Annotated in this window: 23 protein-coding genes and 4 tRNA genes; 22 read left to right on the top strand and 5 right to left on the bottom strand. The window is 38.3% G+C overall.

Annotation, left to right across the window (positions count from 1 at the left end):
- The first annotated feature begins 235 nt into the window (after window positions 1-235).
- Together EGS71_RS06095 and rhlB are read left to right on the top strand one after the other, a co-directional pair.
- Entirely contained in the window at window positions 236-448 is a 213-nt protein-coding gene (locus tag EGS71_RS06095; RefSeq protein WP_000126912.1) for a cold-shock protein, read from the top strand.
- Window positions 449-551: 103 nt separating this feature from the next.
- On the top strand, window positions 552-1,703 hold the full coding sequence (rhlB, locus tag EGS71_RS06090; protein WP_000200418.1) for an ATP-dependent RNA helicase RhlB: 1,152 nt from the start codon (window positions 552-554) through the stop codon (window positions 1,701-1,703).
- Window positions 1,704-1,740: 37 nt separating this feature from the next.
- Here rhlB and EGS71_RS06085 read toward each other — a convergent pair whose 3' ends face one another.
- The gene (locus EGS71_RS06085; protein WP_000720482.1) at window positions 1,741-2,121 is read right to left on the bottom strand and encodes a hypothetical protein; all 381 of its coding nucleotides are present in this window, start codon (window positions 2,119-2,121) and stop codon (window positions 1,741-1,743) included.
- 203 nt (window positions 2,122-2,324) lie between these two features.
- Here EGS71_RS06085 and EGS71_RS06080 point away from each other — a divergent pair, with 203 nt between their 5' ends.
- The 12 genes from EGS71_RS06080 (at window position 2,325) to EGS71_RS06025 (ending at window position 14,685) form a co-directional block, all read left to right on the top strand.
- Window positions 2,325-2,900, top strand: a complete 576-nt coding sequence (locus EGS71_RS06080) for a nitroreductase (RefSeq protein WP_000132180.1) — start codon at window positions 2,325-2,327, stop codon at window positions 2,898-2,900.
- Window positions 2,901-2,933: 33 nt separating this feature from the next.
- The gene (locus EGS71_RS06075) at window positions 2,934-4,007 is read left to right on the top strand and encodes an NAD(P)H-dependent glycerol-3-phosphate dehydrogenase (protein ID WP_000807316.1); all 1,074 of its coding nucleotides are present in this window, start codon (window positions 2,934-2,936) and stop codon (window positions 4,005-4,007) included.
- Between the two features lie 56 nt (window positions 4,008-4,063).
- Entirely contained in the window at window positions 4,064-4,519 is a 456-nt protein-coding gene (locus EGS71_RS06070) for a SixA phosphatase family protein (protein ID WP_001177595.1), read from the top strand.
- A 22-nt stretch (window positions 4,520-4,541) separates the two neighbouring features.
- Window positions 4,542-5,681, top strand: coding sequence for a type II secretion system protein GspL (gene gspL, locus EGS71_RS06065; protein WP_004736718.1), 1,140 nt, complete (start codon window positions 4,542-4,544; stop codon window positions 5,679-5,681).
- The gene (gene gspM, locus EGS71_RS06060) at window positions 5,681-6,160 is read left to right on the top strand and encodes a type II secretion system protein GspM (protein WP_000783000.1); all 480 of its coding nucleotides are present in this window, start codon (window positions 5,681-5,683) and stop codon (window positions 6,158-6,160) included. The genes gspL and gspM overlap by 1 nt, the downstream gene beginning before the upstream one ends.
- An 89-nt stretch (window positions 6,161-6,249) precedes the next feature.
- A complete protein-coding gene (locus EGS71_RS06055) occupies window positions 6,250-7,254 on the top strand; it encodes a quinone-dependent dihydroorotate dehydrogenase (protein ID WP_000966983.1) in 1,005 nt (334 codons plus the stop codon).
- A gap of 6 nt (window positions 7,255-7,260) precedes the next feature.
- Entirely contained in the window at window positions 7,261-7,848 is a 588-nt protein-coding gene (locus tag EGS71_RS06050; protein WP_001091967.1) for a CvpA family protein, read from the top strand.
- 25 nt (window positions 7,849-7,873) lie between these two features.
- On the top strand, window positions 7,874-9,415 hold the full coding sequence (gene purF / locus EGS71_RS06045; RefSeq protein WP_000334674.1) for an amidophosphoribosyltransferase: 1,542 nt from the start codon (window positions 7,874-7,876) through the stop codon (window positions 9,413-9,415).
- 78 nt (window positions 9,416-9,493) lie between these two features.
- On the top strand, window positions 9,494-11,383 hold the full coding sequence (locus EGS71_RS06040; RefSeq protein ID WP_000665946.1) for a M48 family metalloprotease: 1,890 nt from the start codon (window positions 9,494-9,496) through the stop codon (window positions 11,381-11,383).
- A gap of 100 nt (window positions 11,384-11,483) precedes the next feature.
- Window positions 11,484-12,134, top strand: a complete 651-nt coding sequence (locus EGS71_RS06035; RefSeq protein WP_000580179.1) for a hypothetical protein — start codon at window positions 11,484-11,486, stop codon at window positions 12,132-12,134.
- Window positions 12,135-12,145: 11 nt separating this feature from the next.
- Complete coding sequence (locus EGS71_RS06030) at window positions 12,146-13,111, top strand: 2-hydroxyacid dehydrogenase (protein ID WP_000758325.1); 966 nt, start codon at window positions 12,146-12,148, stop codon at window positions 13,109-13,111.
- A 146-nt stretch (window positions 13,112-13,257) separates the two neighbouring features.
- A complete protein-coding gene (locus tag EGS71_RS06025; protein WP_085944101.1) occupies window positions 13,258-14,685 on the top strand; it encodes a M48 family metalloprotease in 1,428 nt (475 codons plus the stop codon).
- Between the two features lie 91 nt (window positions 14,686-14,776).
- Here the strand turns inward: EGS71_RS06025 and EGS71_RS06020 are convergent, their stop codons facing one another.
- Both EGS71_RS06020 and rpsU read right to left on the bottom strand, forming a co-directional pair.
- The gene (locus tag EGS71_RS06020; protein WP_000209410.1) at window positions 14,777-15,223 is read right to left on the bottom strand and encodes a GatB/YqeY domain-containing protein; all 447 of its coding nucleotides are present in this window, start codon (window positions 15,221-15,223) and stop codon (window positions 14,777-14,779) included.
- Window positions 15,224-15,249: 26 nt separating this feature from the next.
- Entirely contained in the window at window positions 15,250-15,465 is a 216-nt protein-coding gene (gene rpsU / locus EGS71_RS06015; RefSeq protein WP_001136722.1) for a 30S ribosomal protein S21, read from the bottom strand.
- Window positions 15,466-15,610: 145 nt separating this feature from the next.
- Here rpsU and tsaD point away from each other — a divergent pair, with 145 nt between their 5' ends.
- On the top strand, window positions 15,611-16,621 hold the full coding sequence (tsaD, locus tag EGS71_RS06010; protein ID WP_000636263.1) for a tRNA (adenosine(37)-N6)-threonylcarbamoyltransferase complex transferase subunit TsaD: 1,011 nt from the start codon (window positions 15,611-15,613) through the stop codon (window positions 16,619-16,621).
- A 2-nt stretch (window positions 16,622-16,623) separates the two neighbouring features.
- On the opposite strand, the gene EGS71_RS06005 is transcribed toward tsaD, so the two are convergent.
- Together EGS71_RS06005 and EGS71_RS06000 are read right to left on the bottom strand one after the other, a co-directional pair.
- Window positions 16,624-17,727, bottom strand: a complete 1,104-nt coding sequence (locus EGS71_RS06005; protein ID WP_002009950.1) for a DUF6670 family protein — start codon at window positions 17,725-17,727, stop codon at window positions 16,624-16,626.
- A 103-nt stretch (window positions 17,728-17,830) separates the two neighbouring features.
- Window positions 17,831-18,712 carry an ATP-binding protein gene (locus EGS71_RS06000; RefSeq protein ID WP_000190819.1) on the bottom strand — a complete coding sequence of 294 codons (882 nt, stop codon included), beginning with the start codon at window positions 18,710-18,712 and terminating at the stop codon, window positions 17,831-17,833.
- A gap of 178 nt (window positions 18,713-18,890) precedes the next feature.
- On the opposite strand from EGS71_RS06000, the gene EGS71_RS05995 reads away from it, so the two are divergent.
- From EGS71_RS05995 to EGS71_RS05965, 7 genes are all read left to right on the top strand, one after another.
- On the top strand, window positions 18,891-20,399 hold the full coding sequence (locus EGS71_RS05995; protein ID WP_000461855.1) for a DUF3336 domain-containing protein: 1,509 nt from the start codon (window positions 18,891-18,893) through the stop codon (window positions 20,397-20,399).
- Window positions 20,386-21,189: a protein kinase domain-containing protein gene (locus tag EGS71_RS05990; protein WP_000912081.1), complete on the top strand. Its 804-nt coding sequence runs from the start codon at window positions 20,386-20,388 to the stop codon at window positions 21,187-21,189. The genes EGS71_RS05995 and EGS71_RS05990 overlap by 14 nt, the downstream gene beginning before the upstream one ends.
- A gap of 106 nt (window positions 21,190-21,295) precedes the next feature.
- Window positions 21,296-21,380: transfer RNA gene (locus EGS71_RS05985), tRNA-Leu, on the top strand.
- Between the two features lie 54 nt (window positions 21,381-21,434).
- Window positions 21,435-21,508 (top strand) — tRNA-Trp (locus EGS71_RS05980).
- Window positions 21,509-21,535: 27 nt separating this feature from the next.
- Window positions 21,536-21,620: transfer RNA gene (locus tag EGS71_RS05975), tRNA-Leu, on the top strand.
- 65 nt (window positions 21,621-21,685) lie between these two features.
- A tRNA-Trp gene (locus tag EGS71_RS05970) sits at window positions 21,686-21,759 on the top strand.
- Window positions 21,760-21,972: 213 nt separating this feature from the next.
- Window positions 21,973-23,730 carry a ShlB/FhaC/HecB family hemolysin secretion/activation protein gene (locus EGS71_RS05965; protein WP_000935949.1) on the top strand — a complete coding sequence of 586 codons (1,758 nt, stop codon included), beginning with the start codon at window positions 21,973-21,975 and terminating at the stop codon, window positions 23,728-23,730.
- Window positions 23,731-23,784: the final 54 nt, after the last annotated feature.

Raw genomic sequence — 23,784 nt, 5'->3', positions numbered from 1 at the left:
TAAATGAAAAAAATTCTATTAATTGTCATAAACCCGTGTTAAGCTCGAACCGTTTTAGGAATTACCACACAGTTAAATTGTTTTAATAACCCTATAACAAATGGATGTAACCGGAAATTGTTGATAGTTTTACAGAATGATTACAAGCTTTAAGATTATAAAAATTTTAAAACCTTGTTTGCTCTGCTGTTTGCAACACCGGAAGGTCCTTTTTTCATCATCTGAGGATTGACTTATGACAGCTCGTGAACAAGGCGTAGTAAAGTGGTTTAATGACACTAAAGGCTTTGGTTTTATTCAACGTAACGGCGGCGACGATGTATTCGTTCACTTCCGTGCAATCGTAGGTGACGGTCACCGTTCTCTACGTGACGGTCAACGTGTAGAATTTAGCGTTGTACAAGGTCAAAAAGGTTTTCAAGCTGAAAACGTTCAGCCTTTAGACTAATTCATCTTTTTGATGAATCATGGACGCTCCAATTTTTGAATTGGGGCGTTTTTGTTTATAATGATCTTCTCATTCGAGAGATTGTTTGTTAGAGCGCGTATTTATGACATCTGGTTTTGAAACCTTGAATTTACATCCGCAACTTAAAAAGGCGATTGATGCTTTAGGGTTTACTCAAATGACCCCAATTCAGCAAAAGGTTTTAAAATATACATTAGCCGGGCATGATGCAATTGGGCGAGCACAGACAGGTACAGGTAAGACTGCTGCCTTTCTGATTAGTGTAATTAATGATTTGCTCAATAATCCGGTTCAGGAGCAACGCTTCCGTGGTGAGCCTCGTGCTTTAATCTTAGCACCTACTCGTGAGTTGGCATTGCAGATTGAAAGTGATGCAAAATCTCTCACAAAATTTTCTAATTTACACCTAGTGACCCTATTAGGTGGTGTTGATTTCGATAAGCAGAAGAAGCAACTTGATGCTAATTTTGTCGATATCATGGTTGCCACACCAGGGCGTTTAATTGATTTTGTAGAACAAAAAGAAGTTTGGCTCGATCAAATTGAATTTTTAGTGATTGATGAAGCTGACCGTTTATTGGATATGGGCTTTATTCCTTCGGTAAAACGTATTGTGCGTTATTCACCACGTAAGGAACAACGTCAAACCTTAATGTTCTCTGCAACATTTAGTTATGATGTCTTGAACTTGGCAAGACAGTGGTTATTTGAACCAGTAACTGTTGAAATTGAACCTGAACAAAAGACCAATAATGATGTCGAACAACGTGTTTACGTTGTGGCTAAACAAGATAAATATCGTCTTTTACAAGATATTTTACGTGAAGAGCCAATTGATAAAGTCATGATCTTTGCCAATCGCCGTGATCAGGTACGTCGTCTTTACGACCATTTGAAAAAAGATGGATACAAAGTGGGGATGCTATCTGGTGAAATTGCTCAAGATAAACGTTTAAAAATGTTGGAGCAGTTTAAGCAAGGCAAGCATAACATCATGATCGCAACCGATGTTGCTGGTCGTGGTATTCATGTAGACGGCGTATCACATGTAGTGAATTTTACATTGCCTGAACAGTCTGATGATTATGTCCATCGTATTGGTCGTACAGGTCGTGCAGGGGCACAAGGGGTAAGTATTAGTTTCTTATCTGAAGATGATGCTTTCTATTTACCCGAAATTGAAAAAGCAATTGGTAAGAAATTGCCTCTAACCCGACTAGATGGTTATTGCTAATAAAAAATCCCAATCAAATGATTGGGATTTTTTTTGATTAATTTATTTTACAATAGAAGGTAAGCGTTGTTTGATAGTCATCATCTTTTGCTAAAGATGCATTTTTACCCGTTAAAGTACCGATGACACCCGCAGCAGCTTCTACCATTTGACCAGTCTTTTCACTTACCACATCTTTTAAAACCCCATGGTACGACGTTTTTTCATCAACAATAACTGGCGTTGTGCTCTTAGAGCATGTTTTTTGTGCCGCAGTAACCGCATTATTCTTTGCAATTAAATTGGTTTTGCCAATTCCAGTCACTTCAAACTGATTATTTTCTTTTTGAATCGCTAAAGTGTTTTTAGGCGTGGTTGCACAAGCACCTAGTAATAAAACAACACCGCTCATTGCGCTCGCTAAAATTATTTTTTTCATAATGCACCTAAGTTAATCACCAAAAGATAGGGTTATTTGAACATAAGTTTTCTAATTGATTTTGAAGACGTTGTATGAGTTTTGATGTTTTGTATTAAAAAATGTCAAACTATGAATTCACTAAGTTTATAAGCTAGATTCAATGGTGGATTAACGGTAGATTATGCTAATCTATTTCGAATTTTTGAGTTAGATTAATATTAATGACGGATTCAGCAATACAAATAATTCACCAAAATATTCATCAGCGTCAGTCTATTGGCCAATTAGTTGAGCCAGCCCCAAATACAGATCAGTTAGAGTTGGCTTTTCAGGCAGCTTTAACAGCTCCAGATCATCATAGACTTAAGCCAACGCGTTTTGTAATTGTGTCAGGTGACCAACGTGCTGCTTTTGGTGAAGTTCTGGCAAAAGCATTGGTCGATTTGGGTGAGTCTGATCCTGCACAGCTTGAACGAGTGAAGCAACATCCTTTTCGAGCTCCGCTACTTATTTTAGCTCTTACGCAATTACAAGATCATCCGAAAGTTCCACACTTCGAACAAATTTTGAGTACAGGCGCAGCAGTACAAAATCTTTTGTTATCTTTACAAGCTCAAGGGTTCTCGACCATGTGGCGTAGTGGTGCCGTTGTCGAATCAAACTGGTTAAAACAGCATTTAGGTCTGCAACCGCATGATTTGATTTCAGGTATTATTTATGTCGGCACAGCAGCTAAAGCAATTGCACCGCGTGCAGATATTGATAGTAAAGAATTCGTAAAAGTTTGGCAGGCTTAACGTCTGTAAAAGTAAGAAATAGGATAATAAAGCATGGCTGAATTTAAGTTTACAGATTTGGTGGAACCTGTTGCGGTCGATAAAAAAACGGCATTACGTATTACCGTTTTAGGGGGCGGTAGCTTTGGTACAGCCATGGCAAATTTAGCTGCTCGTAATGGCTGCGATACCATGATCTGGATTCGTGATGCCGAAACAGCAGAAGAAATTAATAAAACCCATATTAATAAACGTTATTTACCAGACTTCACTTTAGAATCTTCATTACGTGCAGTTTCTGATCTTGAGCAAGCAGTATGTGACCGAGATATTATTTTAGTTGCAATTCCAAGCCACTCATTCCGTGACGTTTTAAAACAAATAGCGCCTTACATTACCGCGCAAGCTGTTGTGTCTTTAACCAAAGGTGTTGAAGCTAAAACATTTAGCTTCATGAGCGATATTATTCGTGAAGAATTACCAGAAGTTCCGTATGGTGTGTTGTCAGGACCAAATCTTGCTAAAGAAATTATGGCAGGTATGCCTTCTGGTACTGTAATTGCAAGTGATTCTGAACTCGTCCGTTATGCCGTACAGCATGCACTTCATAGTGCGTTATTCCGCGTTTTTGGTAGCGATGATGTACATGGAGTTGAGTTAGGCGGTGCGCTTAAGAATATTTATGCCGTTGCTATGGGAATTGGTGCAGCATATAAAATTGGTGAAAATACCAAAAGTATGATTTTAACGCGTGCTTTGGCTGAAATGAGCCGTTTCGCGGTAAAACAAGGTGCAAATCCGCTCACGTTCTTAGGTTTATCTGGAGTAGGTGATTTATTTGCGACTTGTAATAGTCCATTAAGTCGTAATTATCAAATTGGTTATGCGCTAGGTTCTGGTAAAACGCTTGAACAAGCGAGTAAAGAATTAGGTCAAACTGCAGAAGGTATTAACACGATTGTTCAGGTGCGTGGCAAGGCACAAGAACTAGACGTATATATGCCAATAACCAATGCTTTATATGAGGTCATTTTTGAAGGCGCTCCACCATTAAATATTGCACTTTCTCTTATGAAAAATGGACACCGTAGTGATGTCGAGTTTGTTTTACCTCATCATGAAGTCTGACGAATAAATGTCATAAATTGTGGTTATAATGCAGGAATTGTTTACAAGGAAATTTTATGCAACTGACATTAGTTCGTCATGGGGAAGCTGCTCCGCCAGTAAATGGTAATGATATTAAACGTCCTCTGACTGCGCGTGGACATGCACAGGCCGAGCAAACGGCAACGTTTTTAAAAGATATTGTAAAACCAGATATTTTTGTTGTTAGTCCTTTGCTGCGTGCTCAGGAAACGTTGGCGCATATCCAGACCTATTTTAAAGATGTGCCAGTGTTGTTATGCGACAAAATTAAGCCTGACGATGATGCAAAAGAAGCGATTGAATGGCTATCTCAAATTCCTTATGAGTCGATTGTGGTTGTTTGCCATATGAATGTGGTAGGGCATATTGCAGAGTTACTTACTCATGAAAATTTCAATCCATTTGCACTTGCTGAAGCTAGAATTTATGATCAAGCTGTTATTGCAAATGGTTTATCAACACAAAAGAATAGTTTTATACCCACAATATAATTAAAAAGGTTATTTAGCCCACATGCTGTACATATGGATGCCTGAAACCAATGGAGTTTGGCATTGGTCTAACGGAGAAAACTGGTTGCAGGCTGCAAGTCTCGATCAATTAATACAAGACTTGCAAATACATCAAGGAAAAGAAGCTACAGTCTTTTTTCCGAGTCGTCATGCTCAAATGCTTCAGCAAACGATGGCAAAGTCCCATTACAAACAGCTTGGCGCTGATGGGGTTAAATATCTACTTGAAGAGTTTGTGACTTTACCGATTGATCACATGAAAGTGGTTCACCATTTTCATGCCGATCGGTTAACTGTTTTGGGTGTTGCTCAAGGGATGGTAGAGACATGGCAACATTCTTTAGCTTTGTTACCAACCAAACTTGTAGCTTTGTTGCCAGATTTTCTAGTTTTACCTGAACCACAAGCTCAGCAAGTTATTCTGTGTAATATTGGTCATCAGCTTTTGGTGCGTGAGAATAAGTGGTTAGGTAATTCCATTGATGACTTGGGGCTTTTTTTAGAGTTCCAGTCAGCCGAAACACATTATCAATATAGTGGTTTAGCAGCAGAGCAACTAGAGAGTTTAGAAGCCGCCTCAAGCGCAGAGCAACGTTCTGAGTTTGTTTATCAATTTCAGCCTTTAGATAAAACTAAGCAGCATCCTTTTAATGTTTTGCCAAAATCAAAAGGGCAAGAACGTACTTTCTCTAACTATTGGAAAGCTTGTGCCGCCGTTGTTCTAGCAATTATTGTCGTGCAGTTTAGCTATGATTTATTGCGTTGGGTAAAATTGAAAAAGGTGGCAGATCAGACTGCTGAACAGGCAATTGAGCAATATAAATATTGGTTTGGTCCATCTAGTCGTGTGACTGAACAAAATATTAAAGGACAATTCGAAAGTCATTTAAGAATGAGCCAGCAAGGTGATACCCAGGCACTTTCTCTGTTAAGCCGGGTTGGACCTATTTTAATGCAAAGACAGATTTTAGCTCAGCAACTCAATTATGATGCTTCAATCTTAACAATGGCACTAAAAGCAAAATCAGCAGATGATTTGCAAGCTTTAACCCAACAACTTAATCAACAAGGTTTTAAAGCTGAGTTAGGTAATGTTCAAGCTGATGGTAGTGGTGCGATTGGGGTGGTGAAAATACAATAATGAAAATGTTAGCTCAGTTGCAAAACCGCTTCGATCAGTGGGTTGAACAAATTGTTCAATATTTAGATCGCTTAACTGTCCGTGAACGTATTATGGTGGTCTTTACTACTATTTTTGTTGTAGTCGTCATTGTTGGATATTCACTTTGGAAAATGCATTCCTTAGCAGAACAACAGCAAAAACGTTTAAATGATTTAAAAGATTTGATGGTATGGATGCAAAGTAATGCAGTCACGATGAAGCCTGCCAATGAGCTTGAACTAGATAAGTCTGGAAAAATACAACGAGTAGCTCAGCAACAAGGTTTAACTGTGTCTTCCCAGCAAAATGGAGAACAGTTACAAATTGTTGTAACACATCAGAATTATGCAATTTTAGCTAACTTTTTAACACAACTTGCACAGATGGGCTTAAGTATTCAAAAGATGGAAATGGTTTCTAGTGAAGGTCAGATTAAATTAACAGCGACAGTTCAATAACATATCAAAATATGCTTGTGTCAAGCATGGTGTTTTGTGCTGCCTGTGCCTATAATATGCGTACCTAAAATCAGTAGACTGTGATTGGTATGTTATATTCACTTGCTCGCCCGATGTTGTTTAGTTTAGCACCAGAGCGTGCCCATGAATTAACATTATCCATGCTTGATAAAGCGCATAAGCTAGGCATGATGCGCCAGACCGTAGAAGCAAAGCCAACTACATGTATGGGAATCGAATTTCCTAATCCGGTAGGGTTGGCAGCCGGTCTTGATAAAAATGGTGCTCATATTGATGCATTAGCTGGGTTGGGTTTCGGTTTCATTGAAATTGGTACAATTACACCTCGCCCACAAATTGGTAACCCAAAACCACGTTTATTCCGTATTCCTGAAGCTAAAGCTATTATTAACCGCATGGGTTTTAATAATGATGGCGTTGATAAGCTAATCGAGAATGTTAAAGCATCAAAATTTAGAGGCATTTTAGGAATTAATATTGGTAAAAATGCTGATACACCTGTTGAAAAAGCCGTTGATGATTATTTGATTTGTCTTGAGAAAGTTTATAACTACGCTTCATACATTACGGTTAATATTTCGTCTCCAAATACTAAAAATTTGCGTAGTTTGCAAAGTGGTGATGCATTAACTGAATTATTGCAAACCTTAAAAGCACGTCAACTTGAGTTGGCAGAGCAATATAATCACTATGTACCTTTAGTTCTTAAAGTCGCTCCAGACTTAACAGCTGAAGATGTTGAATTTATTTCGGCACAATTATTAGATTTTAAAATTGATGGTCTTATTGTGACGAACACGACCTTATCGAGAGAAGGGGTAGAGAACCTGCCTTATGGTAATGAGTCAGGTGGTTTGTCGGGTGCACCTGTATTTGAAAAAAGTACGGAATGTTTACGTTTATTTGCTCAAACATTAAAAGGACAGATTCCTTTAATTGGTGTGGGCGGAATTTTGTCGGGTGAACAAGCTGCAGCGAAACAACAGGCTGGAGCAACGCTTGTACAAATTTATAGTGGTCTGATTTATACGGGACCAACGCTTGTGAAGCAATGTGTTGAAGCCATGACTTAATTGAACATGAACACCATTGATATCATCATTCTGATACTTTTGCTCATTGGGGGGCTAAACGGTTTGCGACAAGGATTTATAAAAGCCTTTGCGAACTTGGTAGGATGGATTTTTGCATTAATTATGGGTGCAAAATATGCTGTTCTTCTAGCTCCGTCAATGTCAGGTTTAAGTCAGGATCCGGTGGTTCAAAAGATCGCGGCTTTCGCTTTTATTGCACTTTTAATTATCGTTTTAACTTGGATCGTCACTGCATTTTTAAATGGCCTCTTGAAAAGTTTGAAGTTGGGGCCATTAAATCGTTTAGCAGGTGGTGCTTTTGGTTCGTTGAAAGGTTTATTGGTTGTTCTTATTACCATGCAGGGTGTTGGTCCTTGGGTAGAAAGTTCGCCTCATTGGAAACAATCCAAATTTATCCAGTTTTTATTGCCTTATGCACCTTTAGCGACAGAGCTTTCTAAAGATGCAGCAAGTGAGGCATTTCATCAGATAACATCTGGAGGCGGTGTAACGCGCACTTCTCCAAAACCAATGGAAGAGTCGGAGGAAACAGAACTTCGACCTGACCATTCAACAAAGAATCCTTTTTATTAATTCCTAGCTTGTCTGCGAGGTTGCTATGTGTGGAGTTGTTGGTATAGCCGGTAAATCGCCAGTGAACCAAATGTTGTTTGATGCATTAACGATGTTGCAACATCGTGGGCAAGATGCAGCTGGAATAGTAACCTGCCATGAAGGCCGTCTTTTCCTTCGTAAGGATAACGGTATGGTACGTGATGTTTTTCATACTCGTCATATGAGAGCATTACTTGGTAATTACGGTATTGGTCATGTGCGCTATCCAACTGCTGGTTCTTCAAGCAGTGCGGAAGCTCAACCATTTTATGTGAACTCACCTTACGGTATTACACTTGCACATAATGGTAACTTGACGAATGCAGAAGAAATTCATGATGACCTATTCAAAACAGATTTGCGTCACATGAATACGGACTCTGATTCGGAAGTTCTTTTAAACGTTTTTGCTCATGAATTGCAAAAGATAGGAACTTTAAATCCTACACCGGAAGATATTTTCCATACCGTTTCGCGTGTACATGAGCGCTGCCAAGGTGCTTATGGTGTGGTGGCAATGATTACTGGTCACGGCTTAGTTGGTTTCCGTGATCCAAATGGTATCCGTCCGCTTATTTACGGTTCTCGTGTAACTGAGCAAGGCGAGATGGAATATATCATTGCATCAGAATCTGTAGCGATTACAGCGCTTGGCTTTAAAATTGAGCGCGATATTGCTCCGGGTGAAGCAATTTTCATTAATGCTGACGGCGAGTTATTTACAAAGCAATGTGCTGCAAATCCAAAATACCGTCCATGTATTTTTGAATATGTTTATTTTGCTCGTCCAGATGCAATTATTGATGGTATTTCGGTTTATAAAGCTCGCTTAAAAATGGGTGAGAAATTAGCGCATAAAATTTTGCGTGACTGGGGTGAAGACCATGATATTGACGTGGTTATCCCAATTCCAGATACAAGCCGTACCTCAGCTTTAGAGTTGGCAAATATTCTTGGCGTGAAGTTCCGTGAAGGTTTTATGAAAAACCGTTATATCGGTCGTACCTTCATTATGCCAGGTCAACAACAACGTAAAAAATCTGTACGTCAGAAATTAAACCCTGTTGAGTTAGAGTTTAAAGGCAAGAACGTTCTATTAGTGGATGACTCAATTGTGCGTGGTACAACGTGTAATGAGATCATTCAAATGGCGCGTGACTCAGGTGCGAAAAAAGTATACTTTGCTTCAGCTGCACCGAAAGTGATGTATCCGAACGTATATGGTATCGATATGCCTGCTAAAACTGAGCTTATTGCTTCAGAACGCAGTGTAGAAGAAATTCAGGAAATTATTGGTGCTGATCGTTTAATTTTCCAAGATTTGGAAGATTTGAAGAACGCTGTACGTACAAGTAAAGTACCTACATTAACCGAGTTTGATTGCTCTGTTTTTGATGGTATCTATGTAACTGGTGGAATTGATGCAGACTATCTGAATAATTTGGAGCAGAAACGTAATGATTCTGCGAAAAAGAAAAAAGATGGTTATATTGATGTCAATATTGATGCAGCATCAGTAGATTTGACCGGTATTAAAGAAGAATAGAAATAGCCGAAAAAAGCGGGTATTTCCCGCTTTTTTCTTTTATGATGAAACTTAACAATGTAATTGGGATTATTTACATTGAAAGAAGTAAGCCACTATTTAATCGAAAATAAAAATATGGCATGGTCCATCACTATGTGTTTGGTCGCTGTGCTTTTAACTATTTTTATTTTAAATCTAATTTTAGGTTTACTTGTTCATTTCTTTGATTATAGCGAGCCGATTTGGTGGCATGCTTTAAGTCCATATTTTATTGCTCTTTTGCTTTTTATTATGGTTTGGTCTGTGGTGACCGAACTTTATATTTTGCGTAAAGGTGGCCATTCACTTGCTAAGCAGTTGAAAGCTCGTCGTTTGGTAAAAGGTGAAAGTACACCAGAAGAACATGCCGCATTAAAAATTACAGAACATCTGGCACAAACATTTTCCCTGAACGTTCCAACACTTTATGTTTTACCTGATGAAGTAGGTGTTAATGCATTAACGGCAGGTTTTCACTCGAATGATATTGTAATTATTTTAACTTGGGGTGCCTTACAGAACCTTGATGAGCTAGAGCTATATGGCTTATTGGGTCATGAATTTAACCAGATTTTATCGGGTGAAGCAGTAGAAAATACTAAACTAAAAATTTTATATAGTGGTTTGACTACTTTTAGTCAGTGGGGGAGTAAGCTCGCCAAACAAGGGTTTAAGCGCTACAGTCCGGGTTATAAGCATAAGTTCGAGACTGTATTTGTAGCCGTAGGTGGTGTGATTTGGTTGGCGGGAAGTTTAGGTGTTTTAATCACTCGTTTTATTAAATATTTAACATTAAGTGGTCGTACATTTCGCAATGACCAAAAAACGATGCGGTTATTAAAAAATAGCACTAATACCCAAACTTTATTGCGTATTTACGTTCACCATTCTGGTTCGCAGATTCATAGTGCTTATTCTGAATCGATTGCACATATGTGTTTTGCGAATTCACTTAGCCCGCAAAGTTGGATGAATATTCACCCAAGTATTCGTGAACGTATTTATGAGCTTAACCCAACTTTATTGCAAGATTTGCAATTAGAAAATTTAAAGAAACTTCGAAATCGTCCTTTATTTAGTTTGTTCCATGTACTAGAAGAATCTGAGACTGAAATTTATACGCCGTGGTCATCTCCACAACCTTTGCCTTTGTTGCGTCTTTCTCCAATCAGTTTTGCTTTGAATGATGCAATTAAACCATTAAGTAGTGATATCCGTCGTAATAAAAAGCGCCCTGAACTTATTCAACGTGCATTACAAACTGCGACTGGTTCACGTGAGGTGATGGTTGCTATTTTAATGATTCGTCAATATCGAGAATTTATTCCACAAGATGCGCCAGTAAGCCATGCAATTGTGGATGCCTTACTTAATCTTGATGGGCGTATTCATATTCAGATATTTCATGATGCATGTAAAAATATTGGTCATATGCCTGCCAGCATTGCTCGTCAATTTTTGACTAAACTGGCCCTTATTATTCAAGAAGATGGGGAAATTGGATTACTTGATGCACTTCTACTCGAGCGTGTTAAGTACGAGTTAAACTTGATGCCACTTCATTTGCCGACAGCATTTGAAGAGGTAAAACCTCAAATTGTTCGTTTAATTGATGCATTACTTCATGTGCAACAAATCAATAGTCCGAATCAGTTAGAGGTTCGCGAACGTATCTTACGTTCTTTGCTTAATCCTGATGAAATGCATATTTATGATGAAATTTCGGATGAACCTTTAGACTTGGCAGAAATTTTAAATGATATTGCTGGGTTATTGCTGCGTGACCGCTTAAGTATATTGGCAATTGCTGAAATGTGCTTGTGGAGTGATCGTATTATTACTCAAGATGAACTTGATGTGCTTGAGTTGCTCTATTGGCGATTTGGTTTTGAGTCTGATGAAATTGTAGAGCAAATGCAGAAGAAAAATAGCGTTATGATTATTTAAGAAACATATGTAGTTTCCAAAGAGTATCATTAAAAGAAAACGCTGAAAAAAAATCAGAAGCCCGTTAGAATGTGTGTAGATTAGAGGTACTGATTTAGACATGATTGGGCAGCAAAGAAATATACTGGCAACTTTAGGAATAGACGTATGGATTCCTAGAACACAAGTGTGCCAAAAAAATAATGCCCATACTTTGTGGCGAGATCAGGTTGTTGAACCTCATGAGTCAATTACCGTACCTACCATAGATGTTCCTGCTTTTGAGAAAAAGAACACTCAGCCACAGGTGCTTGAAATTCCTAAAGTGGTGGAAGAGCCATCAATAGTGGTTGCAGAAGTCTCGCAGCCAGAGAAACTTGTAGAAAAACCTAAAGTCATTGAGCAAGAGACAATTGCTCCATTTGAGTTACAGGCTTATTGTCTTGAAAAATGTGTAATTTTTGTTGATGTAACGGCTTTGGAAACAGAAGAGAAACAACTTTGGGCAAATATACAAAAGGTGAAGGTAGGACAATATTCTGAATTAAGATGGCCATTTCCTCTGGTAGCCTATCAAGATCAACGAGGGGTAGGTTCTTATATTCAAGGTTTCTTAGATGCTGTAGCGGCAGAGAAAAAGATTTTATGTTTGGGTAAATGTACCTATATTCAACATGCAAATATTATTCATTTAGCTAGTTTAAAAGAAATGTTAGATAAGCCTCTTCTTAAGAAAAGATTGTGGCAACTTATGCAAGATAACAATGAGTAGTAGGGATTTACATGAAAAAGGTTGTGGTTTTTAGCCAAATTGATGAGGAAATTTTGTCACGGTTACAGCAGGATTACTATGTTGTCGTATTGAACCCTAAACTGGGTGATATTAATGAACAGATACGACAAGAAGTAGTAGATGCTGATGGCATGATTGGGGCTGGTCGTTTGCTCAATGAAAGTAATCTTTCTCCTGCCCAAAAATTAAAAATTATTTCTTCTGTGACTGTAGGTTATGACAATTATGATGTTGGTTATTTAAATCAGAAAAAAATCTGGTTAGCAAACACACCTCATGTTCTAACTGAAACGACAGCAGATCTTGCTTTTACTTTGTTATTAAGTGCAGCCAGAAAAGTTCCTTTTCTAGATCACTGGACTAAACAAGGTGAGTGGAAAAGAACAGTTGGGCCACAGCAGTTTGGTCTCGATGTTTTTGGAAAAACATTAGGTATTATTGGACTTGGTAATATTGGTGCTGCAATTGCACGTCGTGGCTTTTATGGTTTTAACATGAATATTGTTTACCATAATCGTCGCGAGAAACCTGAGTTAGCGGAACCTTTAAAAGCTCAATATCTGGGGTTGGAAGAATTATTACAACAATCTGATTTTGTAGTGACGGCTGTTGACTTAAATGCGGAATCTAAAGCTTTAATGGGCAAGGCTCAATTTGAGCTTATGCAAAAGCATGCCATATTTATTAATATTGCGCGTGGCTCAGTTGTCGATGAGCAAGCCCTAATTGAAGCATTGCAAAATGAAGTTATTTTTGCGGCTGGTTTAGACGTCTATGAGAAAGAACCTCTGCAAGAATCTGCACTTTTCAATTTGCCGAACGTTGTCACTTTGCCTCACGTAGGTTCTGCTACAGCTGAAACACGTAAGAAAATGGCAAATTTAGCTTATAAAAACTTGGTGGAAGCACTAGAGGACAAGACGCCTAGATATTTAGTGAATCCTAATTTTGTGTAAAGGATGAATAACACTTCATTGCAAATATAGTCTATTTTCAATGTTATAGTGAAAGCCTGTTGATATGATGCAAAATAACTGAAGCATGATATTGATGGGCTTTTTTGTTATTTTAATTTTTAATAAGAGAAGAACTTTTGAAATTTTTGCCAGTTATTTTAAGTTTGGCTTTGATAACAAATGCCTCTTACGCTAATCCTTTTGACCCCAAGCCAGCTTCTGGACAGGTTGAAATTCCAAATATTGGAAGTGGAATAGGGCTGCTCGACCAACAGAAAGAAAAATTTATTGGCGAAAAAGTTTTCCGTGAAGTTCATAAGCAAATGCCGGTTATACAGGATGTATGGCTAGAAGATCAGTTTTTTCAAGTTTTCTCTAATATTTTAAGTGAAACTCAGCTGGGGCAGCCGATCGCTCTGGTTGTAATTAAAGACCCTCAAATTAACGCATTTGCTGTTCCAGGTGGGTTATTTGCATTAAATACTGGCCTTATCTCATCGGCACGAAATATTGATGAAATTGCGGGGGTAATGGCTCATGAAATTGCTCACGTTTCGCAAAGGCACTTTAGTCGTTCGGAAGAAGCTTTTAAAGGACAAACCCTTTTAAGCTTGGCTGGTTTGTTGGCAGGGGTGGCTTTAGCTGCTCAGGCTGGTGGAGACGCTGGTGCCGCTGTTATGTTGGGTACACAAGCAGCACTTCTTGATAAACAGCTCACTTATAGTCGTAATCAAGAGCGTGAAGCGGATCGAATCGGTATGCAATATATGTATGCCGCTGGTTATAACCCGCAAAGCATGGCGGATTATTTTGAAACGATGCATAGAGCGACGAGCCGTGTAAGTTTTTTACCAGATTTTTGGCTGACTCACCCTCTTACCTCTGAACGTATGAGTGAGGCTCGCTTGAGAGCAAACCAGATGCCTAAAGTTAAAAGTCGAATATATGATGTCGATTTTGAAATTTTAAAATGGTATACCATGGTGGTTGCTGGAGAAGCTACTGAAAATCAGTTGCAAAGTCTGGCATCGCAAAAAAATCTGGCAGGCTTATTGGCTTTGTCGGCTTTCTATCTTAAACAAGGTGATTATACTCAAGCCCAAGCAACGTTGGAGCAGGCGAAATCAAGCGGTAAGCCATTAGTTGCCTTAATTCAAACAGATATTTATTTAGGCCAGAATAAACTTGATCAGGCCTATAATTCAATTGCTTCCTTGCAAATGACAATGCCTGAAAATAAAGCTTTTAGCTACAAATTGGCTGAGGTTTTATTACGTCAAGGTAAATATGCTCAAGTGCAAACTTTGGTGCAGCGTTTTATTAATAAAAATGCCCGAGATATTCAAGGTTGGCAATTATTACAACAAGCCGCCAATTTAGATAAAAATTCACCATTAAGAGCTGTGAATGTATTACGATATCGTGCTGAAGCACAGTACTGGTCTGGTAGTGAAGAGGATGCAATTAAATCGATGTTGCATGCACAACGTCTTGCAAAAGGTAATCAGGCCATGTCAGCCAGAATAGATAGTCGATTAAAGCAAATGCAAGATGAGCGACGAATGAAAATTTAAGGTCTAGGATGACTTTGGAATTTTCACAGGCATAAATATACTTAAACTTACGAGAAAGTTTAATTTAAGGATATATAAGAAGAGAGGGGGATTAAGCTAATTTAGCTTTAATTTTTGCTGAAACTTGAGCAGGATCGGCACGCCCGGCTATGATCGGACGTAGAGAATTCATCACCTTACCCATATCTTTCATGCTAGTTGCTTCTTGAGCAGCAATCGTTTGCTCAATAAGAGAATCAAGCTCTTCCTCAGTCATAGCTTCTGGTAGAAACTGAGATAAAACCTCAGCTTCGGCTTGTTCTTTACTAGCTAAATCATCACGACCAGCACCTTCGAAGGCTTTGATCGATTCTTTACGTTGTTTAATTTGCTTTTCAATGACCGCAAGAACCTGAGCGTCGTCAAGCTCTATGCGCTCATCGACTTCGATTTGCTTAATTGCTGCTTGTAGACTACGCAAAACCGTCACTGTTGCCATATCTTTGGCACGCATAGAAGTTTTTAATGCATCAGTAATTTGGTTTTTTAAAGTAGTCATAATGTTAGCAGTCAATCACAAATTAATTAGTAAAGGCGAGTAGTACGTACAGATTCGCGAGCCAATTTCTTTTGGTAGCGTTTAACTGCAGCAGCTTTTTTGCGCTTACGTTCTTGAGTTGGTTTTTCGTAGAATTCGCGTTTACGAACGTCAGCTAAAACACCAGCTTTTTCGCATGAACGTTTGAAACGACGGATAGCTACGTCAACTGGTTCGCCTTCTTTCAACTTAACTTGTGGCATGTAAAATCCTCTAGATTATGGATAAGATCAGGCACACCATTGCGCCAGATCACAAGTGAAGGTCAGTATTTTACTCATTTACAACTCATATCACAAGTCTATAATAGCGATTGCAATATTTTGACTCATATAAAAGGCAGTTTTGATGATTGTTTTAGGCTTGGAAACTTCTTGTGATGAAACAGGGTTGGCACTTTATGATAGCGAACTCGGCTTACGGGGACAGGTTCTTTATAGCCAGATAAAACTTCATGCCGAATATGGTGGTGTGGTTCCAGAGTTAGCTTCTCGTGACCATGTTCGTAAGCTTATTCCTTTAATGAATCAGCTGCTTGAACAAAGTGGTGTTAAGAAACAGGAAATTGATGCAGTCGCATATACACGTGGCCCGGGTTTAATGGGAGCGTTAATGACTGGAGCCTTGTTTGGAAGAACTTTAGCATTTTCACTTAATAAACCGGCAATTGGTGTTCACCACATGGAAGGTCATATGTTAGCTCCTTTGCTTTCAAGCCAACCGCCTGAGTTTCCATTTGTTGCATTGCTTGTTTCAGGTGGTCATACACAATTGATGGCAGCTCATGGTATTGGTCAATATGAGCTATTAGGTGAGTCAATTGATGATGCGGCAGGTGAAGCTTTCGACAAAGTCGCAAAAATGATGAATCTGCCGTATCCAGGTGGACCAAATATTGCTAAGTTGGCGTTATCTGGTGATCCTTTAGCATTTGAATTTCCACGCCCAATGCTTCATCAGGGCTTAGACTTTTCTTTTAGTGGTTTAAAGACGGCAGTTTCTGTTCAGTTGAAAAAATTGAACGGCGAAAACCGTGATGCTGATATTGCTGCCTCATTCCAAGAAGCCATTGTAGATACCTTAGTAAAAAAATCTGTAAAAGCTTTAAAGCAGACTGGGCTTAAGCGTTTAGTAATTGCTGGTGGGGTAAGTGCAAATTTACGATTACGTGAACAGTTGGAAACTTCATTGGCGAAAATTAAAGCTCAGGTTTACTATGCTGAGCCTGCTTTATGTACAGATAATGGTGCAATGATTGCATTTGCAGGTTATCAGCGTTTAAAAGCAGGTCAGCATGATGGTTTAGCGGTAACGACCACACCAAGATGGCCAATGACTGAACTTACTATTCCTGAGTAAGATTACCCATCTTCAAAGGCTTTAGGATTTTCGATATCAATATATTCGATGTATCCACGGCCTTGAACTTCATTGCCAAAATAATGACCAGTAAATATATAGCTACTTGCATAACCTCGCCCATGACCATAGCGGAATGGGCAGTCAATTTCTGCCTGAATGTTTAAGATAATTTGCTTTGCATCATTTCGAGCGATCCAAGAAAAATATTTTGGAAGTCGCATTTTTTGTCCACTAGGTGAAACGAAGTCATCAACTTGGTGCGAAATAATATCAAAGCTTACATCTGTGTAAATTTCAGCTGGCTGGTCCAGATGTCTAATATGCAGGGTGTATGCAACTGTTTGTCCTGCAATATCGGCTTTGGTAAGAAGAAGTTGAGTGGCCTCGTTTAAATTGATAATTTGATAAGTAAAAAAATCAAGTGGCAGTTTATATGCATCAGGAATAAGTTTATTTGTAATGGAGTGAGGACCCACTGCTCGTGCATATTCGTAAGTACAAAGTCCTTGGGTTTCAATGCATTTTGCTTGATAGTTTAAAAAACCTTTAAACTTTGCCAATAAACTAAAATGATCATAGATTGGTGTTTTTATAAACCATGAAACATGTGAAGTGATATCGATATCAAAGTCGAAATCAAACCCATTATAATGTCCATTAATATGGATGTGTGGAAATTTTCCTTGAAGTAAAATTTCCTGACCTAGTTCTATTAAGGCCCCATCTTTATTAATTTTTGTATCTTCAGGAATGATATAGGCCTTCAGTAAAGCTTGTTCCAGAGCAGCTGTGCTTGAAAAGAAAGTAGCGGTTTTTCTCGGGTTACCAGTGATGATGTCATCATGATCAAAAGCAAGTGCACCTGGTGTACCGATTAAAATCATAATATTTAAGTAACGATGCGGCTCTGGTAAAAGTGGGAAAAAGATACCGTAGTGTGTCCAGCTATAATATTTTTCGTCAATTCTTGGACGGATGATATGAGTTTGAGTAAAAGGAAGAGTTGAATATTTTTTTGCTTGGTCTAAAACGCCTTGTGCAAGTAATAAACTTTTAGCAAGCGCTTTACTTGTTGTAGAAATTTTTGGCAATTGTTTTTTCATATATAAACCTAAAGAAGGGCTATCTTTGTCTTAGGTTATGAAAAACAACTGCCAAAGCTAAGCGGTTTATAGGCCAAAGCTAAGGCTTTGCGGGACATTTTATTTAATTGTTAGACAAATCTTTTAAGGCGTTTAAACCAATCCAATGCTTAGAAAACTGATAAGCAGCTCGACCAGAGCGTTGACCCCGCATTTGGCACCAACGCAAGCTTTCAGCACGAACTTCATCATTAAAAGGCATGTTTGCTTTATCTAGATAATGCTCTACGATTTCTAAATATAAGTTTTGATCCATTGGATAAAAAGATAACCACAAACCAAAACGGTCAGACAAAGAGATCTTTTCTTCAATCGCTTCTTGCGGATGAAGCTCAGTATATTGAGGCACATCTACTTTGGTTACAGGGGTGTTTTCATGCATGAACTCAGGTAACAAGTGACGACGGTTACTGGTCGCATAAATAATAAAATTTGTTGAACCCGACTGTAAGGAACCATCTAGTACGCTTTTTAAGCTGCGGTAATTTTCATCTTCAGCATTAAATGCTAAATCATCACAATAGACGATGTATTTTTCAGGTCGGTTTTGAATAATTTTTTGAATTTTCGGTAAGTCTGCTAAATCATCACGTTCAATTTCAATCAAACGTAATCCTTGAGGTGCATACTCCGTGAGTAAAGCACGAACAATAGAGGATTTACCCGTACCACGTGAACCCGTTAAAAGTACATCATTTGCCGGTAAGCCATTTAAAAACTGCAAAGTATTTTGAATGATCTTTTCTTTTTGTCTTTCGATGCCTTTTAAGTCATCAAGATAAATATTTTTAGGTGTATAAATGGCTTTAAGCTGCTGGTTTTCCCATCTAAAAGCAGGGGCAGTAAAATCGGTCTCTTGTTTCGGTTCAGGTAAGACCTGCTGTAACTGATTTAATACAAGTGATAAGGTTTGAACTAAATTGTCGGGTAAATCAATGGTAGCCATGGTTAATCAATCATGTTAAACAGTAATTTACTAGGATACTAACACCGAAATTTGCAAGCTGACAAAAAAGATACGACTCATGCAGTTTATCGGTTTTGCAATTGATTGAAATGTTCAGACCGCGCATAGTGTTGTCATGTCTATTCAGTAAAATCATCTGTGAAGATGAGGACGAAATATGTTTGAAAAAATACGAAGTGATATGAATCCGCATCAGGCTTACCGTATCAAAAAATTACAACGTCAGTTAGACATGGCTGAATCTTATGAAGAGTGGAAGTCTTTTGCATTAAAACTGGATGAAGAAACTGGGGCGCAAGAGTGGAAGTTTGATAATAGTTCGCCTTACTTCGATGCCGAGCTCATTTCTTATCGTTACACTTTACTGAAAAGATATCGTCAGCAGCACCGCACTTTAGATTTGATTTATCTTTTAAAAGAAGGGTTGACCTACGATATTGCAAATATTGGCCACCCTATGTTGTTTGCTGCCACACATGTAGGCACAAAAAAACTAATTGAAGATTATATTGAAGAAGTCAGCCAAAGCTTGGCTTACATTGCATCTAGTGAATGTATTACATTCCAAAGAAAAGAAAAAATCGAATTTTTTGAAAATTGTGAAAAAGCATATGGACAACCTGCTCTTATGTTCTCGGGGGGAGCAACCTTAGGTCTTTTTCATACTGGTGTATGTAAGGCTTTAATTGAACAAGATTTAATGCCTAAAGTCCTGTCTGGTTCAAGTGCGGGTGCCATTATGACGGGTATGTTGGGAATTTCTGCCAGTGAAGATATCCAAAACTTGCTAAATGGTGAGCAATTTTTTAGTGATGCTTTTCACTTTAGAAAACTTCGTGAGCTTATAAAAGGGAATGGTGGTATTGCAGATGTCCACTATTTAAAAAAATTCTTAATTGAAAATTTAGGCGATCTTACTTTTGAAGAAGCATTCAAAAAATCAGGTTTGAATATTAATGTCGCTGTTGCGCCGTACGATGCAACTGAAAACCCTCGAATTATGAATGCGATTATGACTCCAAATGTTTTGGTTTGGAGTGCGGTATTGGCTTCTTGTGCTGTGCCAGTTTTATTTCCACCTGTGCGTTTAACCAGTAAGCGTTATGATGGTGAACATACTCCATATATGGCAAATACTAAATGGGTGGACGGCAGTGTACGTAGCGATTTCCCACAAGAAAGAATGGCAAGACTTTATAATTTAAACTACACCATTGCCAGTCAAGTGAATCCGCATGTTGTACCGTTTATGCAAGATGATGCGCGCCGTTTCCGTAAAGACGTTTTAAGTTGGCCTGAACGAATTTTAAGACGCCAAGGTAAAGTACTTTCAATGGGGCTGATGGACTTTACACGGCAAAGATTAGGCGCGATTTCACCCGTAAGAAGACTGCTCGATCATGGATATGGCGTAGTAGGGCAGCGCTATTATGGTGATGTTAATATTATTGCCAAATATAGCTTAAAACATTATGCCTATACGCTACAAAACCCACGCCCACATTTGTTTAAACGTTTACAGCGAGAAGGTGAGCGCGCGACTTGGCCGAAAATCTCTTCTATTGAAACGCACGCGCGTATTGGTAAAACGATTCAGCACTGTTTAGAAGTTTTACGTTTTGAAGAAAAGAAACAACAGCCAGAATCTTATTATGCTGAAGCATGATTTTGCTTCTCATATAGAAAACCTAAAATGTGTGACAAAGCCTAGAAGTGAAGCTTTAGGACGGCATCTATGGACATGTACTATAGATGCTGATTCCTACTGGTTAAAATTTCATTTGCCAAATGTACATGCTCAAAGTGAGCAAGATTTTTTGCATGAATTGCAATTTTATGAAGATATTACATATAAAATAGCGAATTGGCTTTTGCCATTTAAAATTATCGAGGGCAGTACTGTTTCTCAACAACTACAATTTCAAGGAAGAGTATTAGTTTTACCGGATACAGATTGTTGGTTTGATGATTTAGATCAAAAGCAAAATTTAAAAAATATAAATGAGAAAATCTATCTGACACTTGTTAAGTTAGCAGAGCTTCATGAGTTAGGATGGATTCATGGTGATATTAAAAAAGAACATTTTCGAAAGTTTAAGCAAGAGCTTTATTTAATTGACTTTGAAAAAACACGACTTATTTCAAGCCCTGATCCAATAACTGATGCTACACCACGGTATATGGCGCCAGAGCTATTTCATGGTGCCAATAAAACCGTTCAAAGTGATTTATATGCATTGGGAATCGTATTGTATGAATGGTTAACGCAAACTCGTTTACAAGCAAATAGTTACCATGAGTGGGCGGTATTGCACTGTCAAAAATTAAATGTGGAATTACCAAGTTCGTTGCAAATTTTCTTGCCACTACTTTCAGGCTTGTTACAAAAACAGCAGCAAAACCGGTTTTCAAATGTACATGAAGCGATAAATTGCTTAAAAGCGCTCTCAACCTGATAAAAATCATTGATCTAGTAACTGTATACAAATTACTCGGTCAGTTTTTTTTTGAAAAAAAAACACTTGTCACTGTTAGATCTTATCGCTAATATACACAGCCATCGGGGGCGTGGCGAAATTGGTAGACGCACTGGATTTAGGTTCCAGCGCCGCAAGGTGTAAGAGTTCGAGTCTCTTCGCCCCCACCACTTTAAGTTAAGTCTTAAAGTTTGATATAGATGTTAAGACATCTAGATCTCGGAAGAGGATTGGTGTAATGGTAGCATGACGGTCTCCAAAACCGTTCGTCAAGGTTCGAGTCCTTGATCCTCTGCCACATTTATTTTAAATAAATGTCCCAGATGGGGGCGTGGCGAAATTGGTAGACGCACTGGATTTAGGTTCCAGCGCCGCAAGGTGTAAGAGTTCGAGTCTCTTCGCCCCCACCATAGAAAGAAGCAAGACGATGATCTTGCTTTTTTTATGATTAAATCTGAATGGTTTAATTGTCTATAGAGGATTGGTGTAATGGTAGCATGACGGTCTCCAAAACCGTTCGTCAAGGTTCGAGTCCTTGATCCTCTGCCAAGATTCAAAAAAGCTCCTGTTACGGGAGCTTTTTTTATGTCTAGCTGATTTTTATAAATAAATTGTGATTTAAAACTAATATCTTATAAAAGTAAGATTTAAGAAAATAAGATTTATTTTACATACAGACAAATCTGTATAAAAAATGCTTCCACTTTGTTAAGGTTTTGTTAAAATAAAATTAAGTTGATATTAATCACGGTTTAATTTTATATGTTGAACTATAACAAATTTAATAAAAGTGTCTTATTCATCTGCTTATCACTAACGGGGGGCCTAAGTTTTGCTGCGGACTCGGATGATCCTATTCGTCAGAGAATTCAGGCTGACCAAACTATTCGACAACAGCAACGTGATAGTGCTTTAGAAAAACAAATTCAACCAGATGTAAACGTTAATCTAGGGCAAGAACAAAATAAGATTTCAGCTCAGCAATTACAATATTTACGTTCTAACAGTGAAACACCTTGTTTTGAAATTAAAAAAATATTTTTAGAAGGTGAAGAAGCCCATCAATTCATATCAGATTTTAATGTAATTACTACTGGCAAGAACAATATTATTGGAAGATGTTTAGGGGTAAATGGACTAAACCAAGCCCTTGATCTTGTACAAAATAAAATTATAGCAAACGGTTATGTAACAACACGAGTTTTGCTTCCTCAGCAAAATATTGCATCCGGTACGGTGCGTGTTCGTGTTATTCCAGGACGAGTGGATCAGATTAAGTTCGCTGATGGTACTTCTAAACGTGCACATTTGTGGAATGCTTTACCGATGAAGTCGGGTGAGCTGTTAAATATTCGTGATATGGAGCAAGGTTTAGAAAACTTTAAACGAGTGCCAACGGTTGAAGCTGACTTTAAAATCCAGCCAGCAGAACAAAAAAATGAACCGGGTTATAGTGATGTGATTCTTGCATGGCAACAAGCTAAACCTTATCGCTTACATGTGGGGATTGATGATTCAGGTTCTGATGCTACTGGAAAATACCAAGGTACAGCGACCTTGTCACTTGACCATGTGTTAACTTTAAATGATTTATTTTATATCAGTTATAACCATGATTTAGGTAGCAATGGTTCTGGTAAACATGGTACAGATGGCTTTTATGCAAGTTATACCATTCCATTTGATTATTGGTTATTTTCAACCAGTTATAGCCGTTCTAACTATTTACAAACAGTCGCTGGAAGCACTGAAACTTATCAATACAGCGGTAAAAGCGAACTCATTAATGCAGATTTGTCTCGAATTATTTATCGAGATGCTCACCGTAAAACTGCTGTAGGTTTTGGTGGATGGTATCGTGAATCACAAAACTATATTAATGATGTCGAAGTAGAAGTACAGCGCCGTAAGACTGCAGGCTGGAAAGCAACTCTTGATCATACCGAATATTTTTCTAATGCCACTTTAAGCGGCAATGTGACTTATAAACGTGGTACAGGTTGGTTGAATGCAATGAGGGCACCAGAAGAAGACTTTGGTGAAGCTTATACACATGTCGGGATTCTACAGGCCAATGCCAGTTTACAAGTGCCTTTTAAAGTGGGTCAGCAAAATCTGCAATATTTAGCTGAATGGCGTACTCAGCACAGCAATCAACCTTTAACTCCTCAAGACAGATTTTCAATTGGAAACCGTTATACCGTAAGAGGTTTTGATGGCGAGCAAACTTTATTGGCTGATAATGGTTTTTTAGTTCGCAATGAACTGAGTGGCTCAATTATGAATAAGCCACACTCTTGGTATGCAGGTATCGATTACGGAGAGGTTGGTGGAAAAACTGCACATTATCCGAATCCTTTACCAGGCACGAGTTTATTAGGTGCAGTTATTGGGTTGCGTGGACAAATTACTCCCTTGCGTTTGAATTATGACGCTTTTGTGGGTGCGCCTTTGAAAAAGCCAGATCACTTCGAAACAGATGATTACACGACTGGATTTAGCGTGAATTGGACCTATTAATTCAAGTTTAAAGGTCCAGAACTTAATCAACTTTATTAAAAAAAGATTTAGTGA

Source organism: Acinetobacter sp. FDAARGOS_559, assembly GCF_003940475.1.
GTDB classification, from domain to species: domain Bacteria; phylum Pseudomonadota; class Gammaproteobacteria; order Pseudomonadales; family Moraxellaceae; genus Acinetobacter; species Acinetobacter baumannii.
Note: the sequence above shows the minus strand (reverse complement) of the source record. Positions and strands in the feature narration are given on the sequence as shown.